The 13,640-nt window shown below is 62.6% G+C and carries 12 protein-coding genes; 6 read left to right on the top strand and 6 right to left on the bottom strand.

Features of this window, described 5'->3' with window-relative positions; genetic code table 11:
* The first annotated feature begins 47 nt into the window (after positions 1 to 47).
* Together ACKLNI_RS19450 and ACKLNI_RS19445 are read left to right on the top strand one after the other, a co-directional pair.
* Positions 48 to 878 carry an MBL fold metallo-hydrolase gene (locus ACKLNI_RS19450; RefSeq protein ID WP_413720760.1) on the top strand — a complete coding sequence of 277 codons (831 nt, stop codon included), beginning with the start codon at positions 48 to 50 and terminating at the stop codon, positions 876 to 878.
* 49 nt (positions 879 to 927) lie between these two features.
* The gene (locus ACKLNI_RS19445) at positions 928 to 2,343 is read left to right on the top strand and encodes an FAD-binding oxidoreductase (RefSeq protein WP_413720759.1); all 1,416 of its coding nucleotides are present in this window, start codon (positions 928 to 930) and stop codon (positions 2,341 to 2,343) included.
* On the opposite strand, the gene ACKLNI_RS19440 is transcribed toward ACKLNI_RS19445, so the two are convergent.
* On the bottom strand, positions 2,340 to 2,630 hold the full coding sequence (locus ACKLNI_RS19440) for a class I SAM-dependent methyltransferase (protein WP_413720758.1): 291 nt from the start codon (positions 2,628 to 2,630) through the stop codon (positions 2,340 to 2,342). The genes ACKLNI_RS19445 and ACKLNI_RS19440 overlap by 4 nt on opposite strands.
* A 185-nt stretch (positions 2,631 to 2,815) precedes the next feature.
* On the opposite strand from ACKLNI_RS19440, the gene ACKLNI_RS19435 reads away from it, so the two are divergent.
* The 3 genes from ACKLNI_RS19435 to ACKLNI_RS19425 all read left to right on the top strand — a co-directional run bounded on the left by ACKLNI_RS19435 (position 2,816) and on the right by ACKLNI_RS19425 (position 5,202).
* Positions 2,816 to 3,514 (top strand): DUF484 family protein, encoded by a 699-nt coding sequence (locus ACKLNI_RS19435; RefSeq protein WP_413720757.1) that lies wholly within the window; start codon positions 2,816 to 2,818, stop codon positions 3,512 to 3,514.
* Positions 3,511 to 4,428 (top strand): tyrosine recombinase XerC, encoded by a 918-nt coding sequence (locus ACKLNI_RS19430; RefSeq protein ID WP_413720756.1) that lies wholly within the window; start codon positions 3,511 to 3,513, stop codon positions 4,426 to 4,428. Before ACKLNI_RS19435 ends, ACKLNI_RS19430 begins: the two co-directional genes overlap by 4 nt.
* A 78-nt stretch (positions 4,429 to 4,506) precedes the next feature.
* On the top strand, positions 4,507 to 5,202 hold the full coding sequence (locus ACKLNI_RS19425; RefSeq protein WP_413720755.1) for a CDP-alcohol phosphatidyltransferase family protein: 696 nt from the start codon (positions 4,507 to 4,509) through the stop codon (positions 5,200 to 5,202).
* Between the two features lie 90 nt (positions 5,203 to 5,292).
* Here ACKLNI_RS19425 and ACKLNI_RS19420 read toward each other — a convergent pair whose 3' ends face one another.
* Positions 5,293 to 6,426, bottom strand: a complete 1,134-nt coding sequence (locus ACKLNI_RS19420; protein WP_413720754.1) for a citrate/2-methylcitrate synthase — start codon at positions 6,424 to 6,426, stop codon at positions 5,293 to 5,295.
* A 31-nt stretch (positions 6,427 to 6,457) separates the two neighbouring features.
* Here ACKLNI_RS19420 and ACKLNI_RS19415 point away from each other — a divergent pair, with 31 nt between their 5' ends.
* Positions 6,458 to 7,324 (top strand): phosphate acyltransferase, encoded by an 867-nt coding sequence (locus ACKLNI_RS19415; RefSeq protein ID WP_413720753.1) that lies wholly within the window; start codon positions 6,458 to 6,460, stop codon positions 7,322 to 7,324.
* Between the two features lie 4 nt (positions 7,325 to 7,328).
* On the opposite strand, the gene ACKLNI_RS19410 is transcribed toward ACKLNI_RS19415, so the two are convergent.
* The 4 genes from ACKLNI_RS19410 to ACKLNI_RS19395 form a co-directional block, all read right to left on the bottom strand.
* On the bottom strand, positions 7,329 to 8,480 hold the full coding sequence (locus tag ACKLNI_RS19410; protein ID WP_413720752.1) for an acetate/propionate family kinase: 1,152 nt from the start codon (positions 8,478 to 8,480) through the stop codon (positions 7,329 to 7,331).
* Positions 8,477 to 10,237, bottom strand: a complete 1,761-nt coding sequence (xsc, locus tag ACKLNI_RS19405) for a sulfoacetaldehyde acetyltransferase (protein ID WP_413720751.1) — start codon at positions 10,235 to 10,237, stop codon at positions 8,477 to 8,479. Before xsc ends, ACKLNI_RS19410 begins: the two co-directional genes overlap by 4 nt.
* Positions 10,238 to 10,339: 102 nt before the next feature.
* Positions 10,340 to 11,797 carry a MocR-like pyridoxine biosynthesis transcription factor PdxR gene (pdxR, locus tag ACKLNI_RS19400; protein WP_413720750.1) on the bottom strand — a complete coding sequence of 486 codons (1,458 nt, stop codon included), beginning with the start codon at positions 11,795 to 11,797 and terminating at the stop codon, positions 10,340 to 10,342.
* A gap of 114 nt (positions 11,798 to 11,911) precedes the next feature.
* Positions 11,912 to 13,588, bottom strand: a complete 1,677-nt coding sequence (locus ACKLNI_RS19395) for a hypothetical protein (RefSeq protein WP_413720749.1) — start codon at positions 13,586 to 13,588, stop codon at positions 11,912 to 11,914.
* Between the last annotated feature and the right edge of the window lie 52 nt (positions 13,589 to 13,640).

Here is a 13,640-nt window from a genome sequence, read left to right as displayed (position 1 = left end):
GAGCGACACTTCAGGTGCGCTATCATCTGTGGAAACAGAGGTGCCCCATGCTGCGTCTTGTCACCGTTTTCCTTCTGGCCCTTGGAACTTCTGCGGCGTCCGCACAAGACCGTCGCCCATCGCATTGCTTTGCGATTGCCGATGCCTCGCCCGAGATGACCTATGTACGACAGGCGTCATGGCGGGACGCGGTCAAGGACGAGTTCAGCGTCAGGCTGAGCTACATCGATCATTCCATGTACATGATCCAGACCCATGGCGGCCTTACGGCCGTCACGGATTTCACGGGCTTCATCGGTGCGACCGGCATGATCCCCGATGTCGTCACCATGAACAACGCGCATGACAGTCACTGGACGGCCTTTCCGCACCCGGACATCAAGCATGTCCTGCCCGGCTGGCGTCAGGAAGGGGAACCAGCGGATTACTACCTTGACCTGGGAGAGATGCTGGTCCGGAACGTGACGACGGATATCCGCAGCCGCTTCGGCGAAGGGCGTGTAGAGGACAACAACTCGATCTTCGTGTTCGAGGTCGCCGGGCTTTGCATCGGGCATCTGGGCCATTTGCACCACGAGCCTTCGGATGAAACCTATGCGGCCATCGGCCGGCTGGACGTTGTCATGGCCGCGGTCGACGGCGGTCTGACCGTGGACACCCCGACGATGATCCGGATCGTGAACAGGCTGAGATCGTCGATCGTACTGCCGATGCACTGGTTTTCCCGCAATTCTCTGGATCGCTTCCTGGCCGGCATATCGAACGAATTCAACGTTCAGATGCCGGGGACATCGAGCCTTGAACTTTCGCTTCGCGATCTTCCGTCGAGGCCGACCGTGGTGGTTCTCGAGCCAAGATGGCTGAACGACAACGAATAATGCTTTCGAGCGTTTGACATCCCCGTAAGGCCTGCCCTAACTCGCGCCCATGCTCAACGACGCCGACTCCACTTTCGCCGAAAGGCTGTCTTCACTCCTGCCGGCCCTTTCGGTCCGGCCGGCCGCTCCGTCTTACCTTGAGGAACCGCGCGGGCTGTTCCATTCGCGGCCGAGTTTCGTTGCACGACCGTCGACGACCGAGGAAGTGGCTGCCGTCGTCAAGGCCTGCGCCGATGCCGGGGTCGGGATCGTGCCTTATGGTGGCGGAACCGGCCTTGTATCTGGCCAGATCAGCACCAGCGGCCCCGTTCCCTTGATCCTGTCGCTGGAAAGGATGGCAGCGATCCGCGAGGTCTTTCCCGCAGAGGACGTTCTGGTCGCCGAAGCGGGTGCGACAGTGGCGCAGGTTCAGGCCGCGGCCGAGAAGACAGGCCGCCTCTTTCCCCTGTCCTATGCCAGTCAGGACAGCGCCCGGATCGGCGGCGCTCTGGCGGTCAATTCCGGCGGGCTGAACGTGCTGCGCTATGGAATGGCACGGGATCTCTGTCTTGGGATCGAGGCCGTTCTGCCGGATGGGCAGATCTTCCGCGGGCTGAAGCGCCTGAAAAAGGACAACACCGGATACGACCTGCGCCATCTGCTGATCGGGTCCGAGGGCACGCTGGGGATCATCACGGCCGCCGCCCTGTCGCTGTCGCCCCGCCCGGCGCATCTTGCGACGGCGTTTCTGGCCGTCCCCGGACCTTCCGAAGCACTGGAGTTGCTGTCTCTGTTCCGGGACCATGCGGGAGAGTCCATTTCGGCATTCGAGATCATGTCCCGTGAAGGGTTCGAGTTCCTGGCCGAGGCGGGCATGAATGCGCGTCACCCGCTGGATGATGTGCCGGACTGGTCGGTTCTGGCCGAGATCGGAACCGGTCCCGGCGTCGATCCGGAGGCGATCCTTCTGACCATCTTCGAGACGGCGATGGATCGGGGCCTTGTGCTTGACGGCGCCATCGCCCAATCGGGTCAGCAGCGCAGCGACTTCTGGTCTCTGCGCGAGACGATACCGGTGGCGAACCGGCGGGTCGGAGCGATCGCAAGCCATGACATCTCGCTGCCCCTATCGGAATTGCCGGGGTTTCTGTCAGAGGCAGGCGAGGCCGTACGCGCCCTGGCCCCGGTGAGGATCAACACATTCGGTCACCTTGGCGATGGGAACCTACACTACAACATGTTCCCGCCGGCCGGAAAAAGCCGTGCGGACTACAACGACCGGGCATCCGGGATTTCGCGCCTTGTTCATGACATGGTCGTAGCTCGGGGCGGAAGTTTCAGCGCCGAGCACGGGCTTGGACGTCTGAAAGTCGCGGCCCTGGAGCGCTATGCCGATCCGGCCAAACTGTCGGCCATGCGCGCGATCAAGGCGGCGCTCGACCCCAAGGGCATCATGAACCCGGGCGCGGTTCTGGCGACGCACTAGGCGCGCGCCATGGCCCATTCGAGTTCCGTTGCGATCGCGGATGCGACGGACAGCATGTCCGCGTTGATATCGACGCAAACAATCCGCGCATCCTCGCCGAGCCTTTCGCCTGCCGTCCGTGCCACGATCCCTGTTCCGCGGGCGACGTCCGGAAAGGCCTCGCCACGGCGCAACACGGCGCGCTGCAGAAGATGCTTCGCCCACGGAACATAGATGAACGGCACAAGGGTCGCCTCGTCGCGTTGCGCTGCGCCGCCCGACACTTGCCATTCCTGATTTGCAGTCATGGCTTCCCTCCCTCCAAGGTTGCCCAGGAATTCGAGACTGCCACAGGATCGGCGTTCAAACCGTTGCAGCCCTGCCGCGCCTTCGGCATCGCGCGTTCAAGACACTTGAGCCAGACTGTGCTCCCTGCCACAGTGACACGAAACAACGGCCGCGCCTTCATGACGGCCAGGAAAACGAGGCAGAGATGAACGAGCAGGCAACCGCGATTGCCGAAGATGTGCGTATGCGCATCCTTCAGGATCCCGAAGTCATACTGGAAGACCCCGATGTCATGCGCGCGCTGGTCGCTGCCAACGAACGTGCGATGGGGCAGAATATCGTCGATCTTCGCGGCGTTGCTATGGAACGGCTCGAGTCACGGTTGAGCCGGCTGGAAGAGACCCACCGATCGGTGATCGCTGCGGCCTATGACAACCTGTCGGGAATGAACCAGGTGCATCGCGCCATTCTTGCCTTCCTTGAACCGCTGGAATTCGACGCCTTTCTCGCCTGCCTTGGCCGGGATGTCGCTGACATCCTGAATCTCGGCGCTGTCCGTCTTGTTCTGGAGAGCCATGAGGCGGGCCTGGTCGAGGGACCGGGCGCGGATGTGCTTGCGCTGGTCCGCCCGGGGTTCATCAACGACTATATCGGCCAGGGACGGCCCGTGCGGCATGTCACGCTGCGGCGCGCGACCGAGATGGCCGGGGCGGTCTTTTCGGACCCGGCTGACTGGGTCGGCTCGGAGGCCTGTATCCTTCTGAATTTCGGCGAGAACCGTCTGCCGGGGATGCTGGCGTTCGCTTCGGAGGATGCAGCGCATTTTGCGCCGCATCAGGGCACAGACCTTCTCAGTTTCATGGGCGGCGTCTTCGAACGTGCGATGCGCCGCTGGCTGGATTGATCTCTCCAGGCCTCAGCGACGCGCTCGCGCGCTGGCTGGCCGACCTGAAGGCCGTCGGCGGGCGCAGCCAGAAGACGATCGAAGCCTACAGGTCAGACCTGACGGGTTTCCTGTCGTTTCTTCAGATACACGAGGGCGACTCCCTGGGCGCGGCGCAACTTTCCCGTATCGATACCGGAACGATGCGGTCCTGGATGGCACACGAGAGGGCAAGAGGACTTGGTCCCCGGTCGCTGGCGCGTGCCCTTTCCGCGGTCAAGAACTTCATCGCCTGGCAGGCCGAGCGCGAAGGCTTCGATCCGACACCCGTGCTGATGACACGGAGTCCGCGCTTTCAGAAGAAGTTGCCGCGGCCCTTGGCCGAAAACGCCGCGCGCGCCATGATCGAAACAGTGGAAGTTCAGTCGGTCACCGATTGGATCTCTCGTCGAGACGCTGCGGTGGTCACGCTTCTCTACGGTTGCGGCCTTCGGATATCCGAGGCGCTTTCGCTGACCGGCCGTGACCTGCCGCTGGGTGAGACACTGCGGATCAGAGGCAAAGGCGGAAAGGAGCGGATCGTTCCCGTCATTCCGGTCGCGAGACGGGCGGTGAACAGCTATCTCGAGGCCTGTCCCCATGACCCGGAACCGGACGCCCCTCTGTTCCGGGGCGCGCGCGGCGGAGCGCTGAACGCACGCCTGATCCAGAAAGTGATGGAACAGGCCCGGGCCCAGCTTGGCCTGCCGGCAACCGCTACACCCCATGCCATGAGACACAGCTTCGCCACCCACCTGATGAACGCCGGAGGGGATCTGCGGACCATACAGGAACTGCTTGGGCATGCGTCCTTGTCGACGACACAGGCCTATACCGCCGTTGACACTGCTCGCCTCATGGAGGTCTACGAGGCCGCCCACCCGAGGGCGCGTTGATCCCCCCCGCCCTTCAGTGGTGCGTAAGACGAGTGGAAACTGTTTGCACATGAACATGCCCTGCTCCATGACGGTCCGATGACAGCAAAGACCAACGCCTATCTTGTCCACCTGCTGACCGCCTCGGGAGCGGTGTTCGCGATGCTTGCCATGCTGGAAGCGGCAAAGGGCGACTGGGCCGCGATGTTCTTCTGGCTCGTGGTGGCATTCGCCGTCGACGGGGTCGATGGACCCCTGGCGCGCAAGACGGACGTTCAGACCAATGCGCCACGCATCGATGGCGTTCTTCTGGACCTGATCATCGACTACCTGACCTATGTCTTCATCCCGGCCTTCGCGCTTTTCCACTCGGGTCTTTTGCCCGGTTGGACCGGATGGTTCGCGATCATAGTGATCACCTTCATGTCCGCGATCTATTTCGCCGATACGCGGATGAAGACCTCCGACTATTCCTTCAGCGGGTTCCCCGGATGCTGGAATATGGTGGTGCTCGTCCTTTTCGCGATCAAGCCACAGTTCGAGATCATTCTTGTCCTGGTCTCGGTCCTGGCCATCGCGATGCTTTTTCCGATTAAGTTCGTGCATCCCGTGCGCACCAAGCGCTGGCGTGCCGTCACTTTGCCGATGGCCTTCGCCTGGACGTTCTTCGCCGGCTGGGCGGCATGGGTGAACTTCCATCCCGAAAGCTGGGCGCACTGGGGGCTGATCATCTCGTCGCTCTGGCTGCTTGGAGCGGGCGCGGCGCAGCAACTCATCTACCGCGAAAAACTCTGATCGCCGAACGGTCGGCAAACCCGGTCCGCACTTTCCTCTTGGCCGAAATACTTCGGGGGTCCGGGGGCAGAGCCCCCGGTGGCGCACCGATTATCGCGCGTCCAGGGGCACCCAATCCCGGGGCTCCGGCCCATTGTAGACCGTCAGAGGGCGGATCAGGATATTGCCGCGTTTCTGCTCAAGGCACTGGATGACCCATCCGGGCATCCGGCCAATCGCGAAAATCGGTACGTAAAGGTCCATCGGAATGCCGTGCAACTGGTAGACGACGCCCGAGTAGAAATCGACGTTCACATTCAGACCGTGACGTGCGTAGGGCTTCATCGCCTCTACGACGCCCTGCAGAATCTCGTACCAGCGGGGCTCTCCCATCTCCTCGCCCAGCTTACGCACACCCTCGCGCATGTGACGGGCGCGCGGATCCTCGGCGCGGTAGACGCGGTGACCGAACCCGGTGACGGGTTCCCGGTTCTTGCGCTTTTCCTTCACATAGGCGGCAGCATTTTCAGGCGAGCCGATTTCCTCCACCATCTTCATCACATCTTCCGCAGCACCACCGTGAGCCGGGCCTGCCAGCGTCGCGATAGCGGTGGTGATCGCGCAATGCATATCGGCTTCGGTTCCGACGGTCACGCGCGCCGCGAAAGAGGACGCGTTGGAGCCGTGTTCGGCGTGCAGGATGAGATCGACATCGGCAAGCCGCGCGGCTTCTTCGGAGGGCTTCTCGCCTTTCAGCATCCAGAGCCAGTTGGCCGCGTGGCCCAGCGCGGGATCCGGCGCCACCGGGTCGCGCCCGTTTCGGATCGCCTCATGCGCGGCGATGATCATCGGCACCTGCGCCGTCAGGCGAATGCCGTTCTCCAGCATGCCGTGTTCGGACGAATCCGCAGAGCCGGGTTCGAGCGCAGCCAGGGCCGAAACAGCGGTCCGCAGCACGTTCATCGGATGGCCCGAGGCGGTTGCGCGGATGATGTCGTAGATCTCGCCGGGCAGGACCCGAGCGGCCTTGAGCCTCTGATCAAAGTCCGCCAGTTCGCTGGCGGTCGGCAGTTCCCCCATGATCAGCAGGTAGCAGACCTCCTCGAATGTCGCCCGGGTCGCGAGGTCATCAATCGAATAGCCTCGATAGAACAGGCGCCCACCGGCACCGTCGATATCGGACACGGCGGAACGGTCGAAGTAGACACCCATGAGTCCACGGTTGATCTTTGGGGCGTCGGTCATTTAGCTGCTCCTCAAAAAAACGGGGGAATAGATGGGTATCATCGAGACGGCAATCGAAGCGGCGCGCGCGCGAAAAGCCCGCGTTGTGCTGCCGGAGATGGAAGACGAACGCACCGCCGAGGCCGCCCGGCGGCTGGGCGCGCAGGGCTTGGCCGAACCAGTGCCGCTGGCCGAGCCGTCGGAAGCCTTGGCCCAGGTGCTGGTGGCGGCGCGCGGAGTGAAGCCCGCGATCGCCTCGCGGATGATCGCCAAGCCGCTGATCCGCGCCGCCGCCATGGTGGCCGCCGGCGAGGCTGACGCCATGGTGGCCGGGGCCGTCGCTCCGACGAGGCGCGTGATCGAGGCCGCATCGCTGGCCATCGGGCTGGCCGAAGGCGTTGACGCTCCCTCGTCCTTCTTCCTGATGGTGTTTCCCGACGGTCGCGAAATGATCTTCGCCGATTGCGCCGTGACCGTTGATCCGGATGCCGCCGGACTTGCCGCGATCGCCGTGGCATCGATGAGTTCCGGTGAGGCCCTGCTGGGCAGCGCGCGCATGGCGCTTCTGTCGTACTCCACCGGCACAAGCGGCACCGGTCCGTCGGTCGACAAGGTGGCCAGGGCAGCCGAGATGCTGCGCGAGCGCGGTTTCGGGCTGGAGGGCCCGGTACAGGCAGATGCGGCGTTGAACCCCGGCATTGCGTCGCGCAAGGGCGCGGGTTCCGGCGATGCGAACGTGCTGGTCTTCCCATCTCTGGACGCTGGCAACATCGCGTACAAGCTGGCGCAGGAATTGGCGGGCGCACAGGCTATCGGCCCATTTCTACAGGGGTTCCGCAAACCTGTCTGCGATCTCTCGCGCGGGGCCAGCGTTGACGACATCGTAGCGGCTACGGTCATCTCGCTGTCACTCGGCTGAGGCATCATGCTGCCTCCAGAAGGGTCAGGGCGTCGCGTGCGATCATCCATTCCTCGCGCGCCGGCACGATCCAGACACCGACCTTGCTGGTCTCGGCATGAAGCCGAGGCCCGTTGCGGTGGTTGGCGTCGGGGTCCATCCGCACGCCGATCCACTCAAGGCCGCGCAGGATCAGAGCGCGAACCGTCACCGCGTTCTCGCCGATGCCCCCGGTGAAGGCGATGGCGTCGAGGCCTTCCATCGCGGCGATCAGGCTGCCGGCATGGCGCAGCGTCCAATAGCAGAAATGCTCGACCGCAAAATTCGCGTCGGCCGAATGGTCGAGCATGAGGTTGCGCATGTCGGACTTGCCGCCCGAGAGGCCGAGTAGTCCGCTTTCGTGGTTGAGGATCGCCTTGGTCCGCTCCAGCCCGTGATCCTCGACCAGCCGCAACACCGCGTTGGCGTCGATCCCGCCCGAGCGCGTTCCCATCGTCAGACCGTCCAGCGGAGAGTAGCCCATGGTGGTGGCGATGGACTGGCCGTTCTTGATCGCGCAGAGCGATGCGCCATTGCCAAGGTGAAATCCCAAGAGGCGCGAGGGCAGTTTTTCGCCCGTTACATCGGGCCAGGTGGCGACCATCGAGGCATAGGACAGGCCGTGGAAGCCATAGCGCCGGATGCCCTTGGTTTCTTCCATCCGCGGAATGGCATAGCGGGTGGCCACGTCCGGGTTGGTTGTGTGAAATGCAGTATCGAAACTCGCAAATTGCGCCAATTCAGGAGCGATCTGCGCCAAAGTGTCGATTGCAGCCAGGTTATGAGGATTGTGGAGAGGTGCAAGCGGTGAACAGGCCGCGATCTCGGCCCGCACATCAGCGTTCAGCCGGACCGGCTGGGACAGGTTCCTGCCGCCGTGGACGACGCGGTGCGCCGCGGCGCGAAGCTTGTCCAGCCCGATGCCCTTGGACTTCAGCGCAGACAAGACCGCCTGCAGGGCTGCCTTGTGATCGATCAGTGGCTGGCGTTTGCGTTCGCCATCCACTTCCACGAAACCTCCGGCACCGATTTCTGCGGCGATGCCGGAGCATTTCGGGTTCAAGTCGCTGTCGAAGACCGCGAACTTGATCGAGGACGAGCCCGCGTTCAGGACGAGGATGTCGCCTGCGTCGCTCACTCGGCCGCCATGTCGGCGTCGCTGACACCCGCGACGGCGACCGGCTTTTTCATCGCGTCACGACGGAACGGCTCGCCCAGTTCCTGGTTGATCATCGCTTCGATCAAGGTCGTGGTTCCGTTTTCCATCTGGTCCTTGATGGCCTGCGCCAGCACGTCGGTCAGCTCGTCCATGGTACGCGCGACCACGCCCTTGAGACCGCAGGCCTCGGCGATCTTGGCATAGCTGACGCCTTCGTCCAGCTCGGTGCCTACGAAGTTGTCGTCGTACCACAAGGTAGAGTTCCGCTTTTCGGCGCCCCACTGGTAGTTGCGGAACACGATCTGGGTGATCGGCGGCCAGTCACCGCGGCCGATGGCAGTCAGTTCGTTCACCGCGATGCCAAAAGCGCCGTCACCGGCAAAGCCGACAACAGGAACATCAGGGCAGCCGATCTTGGCGCCGACAATCGACGGCAGACCATAGCCACAGGGTCCGAAGAGGCCCGGAGCAAGGTACTTGCGGCCTTCCTCGAACGAGGGATAGGCGTTTCCGATAGCGCAGTTGTTGCCGATGTCCGAGGAGATGATCGCCTCTTTCGGAAGACTGCGCTGAATGGCGCGCCATGCCATGCGGGGGCTCATCCAGTCGGGCTTGGCTGCACGGGCGCGCTGGTTCCATGTTGTGCCCGGATCGTCTTCTTCGTGATCCATCGACGACAGTTGCTGCGCCCAGGCGCTCTTGGCCTGTGCAATCCTGGCCTTTCGATCAGCGTTCGGATCCATTTCGGGAAGACGCGCCAGCAGGCCCTCGGCGACCTTCCTGGCATCCCCGACAATGCCTACCGTGACCTTCTTGGTCAGACCGATCCGGTCGGGGTTGATATCGACCTGGATGATCTTCGCATCGACCGGCCAGTAATCGATTCCGTAGCCCGGCAGGGTCGAGAACGGGTTCAGGCGCGTCCCAAGGCAAAGAACGACGTCGGCTTCCTTGATCAGTTCCATTCCTGCCTTTGACCCGTTGTAGCCCAACGGTCCTGCGAAAAGCGGATGGGAGCCGGGGAAAGCGTCGTTGTGCTGATAGCCAACGCAAACCGGCGCCGTCAGACGCTCGGCCAGTTCGATGGTCGACGGGATGGCCCCGCCCAGCACCACGCCAGCGCCGTTCAGGATCACCGGGTTCTTCGCATTTCTCAGAAGCGCAGCGGCGGCATCCAGGGCCTTTTCGCCACCGGCGGGTCGCTCGAATTCCACGATCTTCGGCAATTCGATATCGATTACCTGTGTCCAGTAATCGCGCGGCACGTTGATCTGTGCCGGTGCCGAGGCGCGATGCGCTTTCAGGATCACGCGGTTCAGTACCTCGGCGATACGGGTCGGATCACGCACCTCTTCCTGGTAGGCCACCATGTCCTCGAACAGTTTCATCTGCTCGACTTCCTGGAAGCCGCCCTGGCCGATCGTCTTGTTGGCCGCCTGCGGCGTGACCAGCAGCAGCGGCGTGTGGTTCCAGTAGGCGGTCTTCACGGGCGTGACGAAGTTTGTGATGCCCGGACCGTTCTGGGCGATCATCATGCTCATCTTGCCGGATGCGCGGGTATAGCCGTCGGCCATGAAACCACCGGAGCCTTCGTGCGCACAGTCCCAGAACTTGATGCCGGCCTTTGGGAATAGGTCGGAAATCGGCATGAAGGCCGAACCGATGATGCCGAAGGCATTGGTGATGCCATGCATCTGCAGGACTTTGACGAAGGCTTCTTCGGTTGTCATTTTCATTGGTGCTTCCTCCAAGAGTTGCGCGGAACTTATGCGCGCACCCGATTCCCGGTTAGGGCCAGTTACCAGCGCCGGCTAAGGCCAGACATTCTCGGCAGTCGATCAGAAGCCTGCGATCTCGTCAGCTATGATGGAAATGCCCTTGGCGATCCGATCTTCGGGGATCGAGCTGTATGCCAGGCGGAAATAGCAGCGGGGCGGGTCGGGTTGGGGAAAGAAGACTGCGCCCGGCTCGACCAACACGCTTTTTTCCCGAAGCCGTGCGGCCAGAATTTCCGTATCCACACCTGCCGGCGCCTTGATCCAGAAGCTGGAGCCGCCTTCGCCGCCGCCCACCATTTCCAGCCCGGCCTTCGCAATGGCAGCCGACATGATCTTCCGACGCTTCCCGAAGGCACGGGCCATGCGCTTGATCAGCGCGTCATAGTGGCCAAGCGACATGAAATAGGCTGCCGTGCGCTGCACATGGCCCGGCGGATGACGCAGCAAAAGCGCCCGGAGCGCGCGCGCCTCGCGGATGAACGCCGCCGGTCCGACAAGGTATCCCAGGCGCAGGCCCGGGAAGAGAGATTTGGAGAAAGACCCGACGTGAATCACACGCCCTTCCCGATCCAACGACTTGAGCGCCGGAGACGGCGGCGTCAGGAACGACATCTCGAACTCGTAATCATCCTCGACCACGATGAAATCGTCCCGGGACGCCCTGTCCAGAAGTCCCCGCCGGCGCTCCAGCGGCATTGTCACCGACGTGGGGCAATGATGGCTGGGTGTCGTAAAGACCACGTCGGCCTCGGCAGGCACACTGTCGGGCGGCAAACCGGAGTCGTCGATCGGAATGGCGACCATGGTGCACCCGGTTTCGGCGAGCACGCTGGACAGGCCCGGATAACAAGGGCTTTCGATGACCGCGGTACGACTGGAATTCAGCAGCACCTGGGCGGCGATCCAAAGCGCGTTCTGCGCGCCGAGTGTCACCAGGATTTCGTCCGGCCCCGCGACAATGCCCCGCCTAGGCAGCGAATGACGGGCGATGAACTCGACGAGTTTCGGGTCGTCCCGTTCGAAGTAGTCCGCCGTCATCGCGTTGAAATCGCGTTGCCCCAGCGCCTGCAGCGCGCAAAGCCGCCAGTTCGCATGGTCGAACAGGGTCGCGTCCGCCTGACCGTAGATGAACGGGTAACGGTAGCTTTGCCAGTTGTCGGGTTTACGCACCTGACGAAGCGCGGAGAACCGCGTGCCGACAACGCTGTTCCAGTCGACCGTATCTTCGCGAACAGAAACCGGTCCGGATAGCCTTGGTTGAGGCGCGGTATCGGACACGAAGTAGCCAGAACGGCCACGAGACACGATGTAGTCGTCGGCCTGAAGCTCGGTATAGGCCAGCGTCACGGTGATCCGGCTGATCCCAAGGTGGCGGGCAAGACCGCGGCTGGATGGCAGCTTCTCGCCCGGCCGGAAACGGCCGGACAGGATGCCCTCGGCAATCATCGACTGGATCTGTTTTTGCAGTGTTCCCTCGAACGCGGGATCGAGAAAGAACGTCTCTTCCGAGATTGCCATGAAATCTGGACCTATTTGGAAATCCAATCATAAGGCCAGACTCCCCGAGAGCAAGAGGCTCAAACGAAAACGGCCCCTTCGAAGAAGGAGCCGCTTTTCAAGAGATTCAGAGAGTTATTCGCCCGCGATGCGCCGATCGGGCTTGAAGCGCGAGGTGTCGGCTATCGTAAACTGGCCTCTCTCTAGCTTGCGGAACGTACCCTGGCGAAGAAGCTGGCCGAATGACCTTAACCCGTCTTCCCGGGAAAGCTTGAGCGCCGGATCGACGCGGGCCACACGCTTCATGATTTCTGGTCGGGTGAAAGATGATTGTCCTTCGACAAACGAGGCATAGGCAGCGGCGGCTTCAAGCAGCTCGGGCAGCTCTTTCGCGCCCATGTCCTTGGCGAAGCCGACGAAATCCTCACTCTCACCGGCAGTCTCCCTCGGCGCCGGACGAGCCGGCTGAGGCGAAGCCGAGCTGTCGATGCGCTGCGAGGACACCAGAACCAGAGGAGCGATCGACGGGCGGCGCTCCGGCTCTTTGCCCGGCAAGGGCCTCGACACATCGCGGACGACCTCGCTTAGGTCAACGCGGTAGCGCTCCTGTTCGGCCGCGATCTCTTCTTCGGGCGTGATCACCCGACGGGAAACAAGGCGATCGGCCTTGGTGGCAGCCACGGCGGCGCGCATCTGGGAAATCACCCGGCGGCGGCGAATGCCCTCGTCATCCTTCAGGTAGTTATCCGTTTCAGCCAGCAAACGTCCCACATCGCCATTCTCATCCGACAAGGGCGAGAGCGGCTTTGACGAACGGCGGGGGGCTGTCTCTGCCGTGCCGCCATCTTCATCCTTGGACGCCGCAGGACTCGGCACATCGCCAGAAGACGGTGCCTGATCCCGCTTCATGATATTCGAGATTATGTCCTTATCAGCAGCATCCCTCGCCGCAACGTCGTCCTCTTCGGCCGCGTCCTCGGCTGATGCCTCTGCCGGAGTCATTTCGTCTTCATCGAAATCCCAGCCATCTTCACTTTTGACTTCAGCGGCGGCGGTATCGTCCTCGAACAAATTCTGAGAACGATCTCCATCGTCTTCGGCCGAGAGATCAAAACCCGAGTCCTCTTCGGGCGAGTCGTCTTCCGCAAGATCTTCCGTGATCTGGCGAATTGTCTCCGTCAGGGCCCGACGCTTTGCGGGCGCCTCGCTTTGTTCTCCGGCTGGCAGAGCCTGTGAGTCGCTAAAAGACCGGTCGTCCTCGCGCACCTCCGGTTCAATCGAGCGTGATACAACGGCACGGATGCGCCGCAGCTTCTCCGCAACCGTCTCGGCAGGACCTTCCGCCGTCACCCGCGCATCCGGGTCGACCGCAAGCACATCTTCAGGCTCATCCGACAACAGGTATTCATCGTCATGGGCCAGAGGTCCGTGATCGAAGTCATCGTCAGCGTCAACGGAAGCCACCGGCTCCGCTTTTGGACGAGCCGTTTCACGTGGCGAGGTTGCTGCTTCCGGCTCATCAGTCTCGGCTTCCGGAACTGAATCTTCGGGAACCGCGGACACCTGAGTCAGCGCGACACCGCTGTCGCCCAGACGCGCCTCGACCCGTCGCTGGACTTCCTTTTCGGCAATGCGCTGCAACATCTCGACATCGGGTGTCGGAGGTTCGGCACCGAAATACCGGTCGTCGGCGGCGAGATCACGGAAATACTCCGCAATGCCACGCATCGTGCCGAACGGGTCGTCAAATCCCTCCAGCGTGCAGCTGAACGTGCCATAAGACACCGTCAGAATTTTCGTCGATCCGGTCATACCTCGATCGCTTTCTCCCCAAGCACAGCAACAATGTGTTTACCACCGGGGC

Origin of the sequence: Silicimonas lutimaris (genome assembly GCF_047314965.1) — a bacterium.
In the GTDB taxonomy this organism is placed as follows: Bacteria; Pseudomonadota; Alphaproteobacteria; order Rhodobacterales; family Rhodobacteraceae; genus JAVJUV01.
This window is presented reverse-complemented; position numbering and strand designations above follow the sequence as displayed.

Excerpts from the sequence above, each read along its gene's own strand:
- ACKLNI_RS19450 (WP_413720760.1), top strand. The coding sequence starts at position 48 with ATGCTGCGTCTTGTCACCGTTTTCCTTCTGGCCCTTGGAACTTCTGCG.
- ACKLNI_RS19445 (WP_413720759.1), top strand. The coding sequence starts at position 928 with ATGCTCAACGACGCCGACTCCACTTTCGCCGAAAGGCTGTCTTCACTC.
- ACKLNI_RS19440 (WP_413720758.1), bottom strand. The coding sequence starts at position 2,630 with ATGACTGCAAATCAGGAATGGCAAGTGTCGGGCGGCGCAGCGCAACGC.
- ACKLNI_RS19435 (WP_413720757.1), top strand. The coding sequence starts at position 2,816 with ATGAACGAGCAGGCAACCGCGATTGCCGAAGATGTGCGTATGCGCATC.
- ACKLNI_RS19425 (WP_413720755.1), top strand. The coding sequence starts at position 4,507 with ATGACAGCAAAGACCAACGCCTATCTTGTCCACCTGCTGACCGCCTCG.
- ACKLNI_RS19420 (WP_413720754.1), bottom strand. The coding sequence starts at position 6,426 with ATGACCGACGCCCCAAAGATCAACCGTGGACTCATGGGTGTCTACTTC.
- ACKLNI_RS19415 (WP_413720753.1), top strand. The coding sequence starts at position 6,458 with ATGGGTATCATCGAGACGGCAATCGAAGCGGCGCGCGCGCGAAAAGCC.
- xsc (WP_413720751.1), bottom strand. The coding sequence starts at position 10,237 with ATGAAAATGACAACCGAAGAAGCCTTCGTCAAAGTCCTGCAGATGCAT.
- pdxR (WP_413720750.1), bottom strand. The coding sequence starts at position 11,797 with ATGGCAATCTCGGAAGAGACGTTCTTTCTCGATCCCGCGTTCGAGGGA.
- ACKLNI_RS19395 (WP_413720749.1), bottom strand. The coding sequence starts at position 13,588 with ATGACCGGATCGACGAAAATTCTGACGGTGTCTTATGGCACGTTCAGC.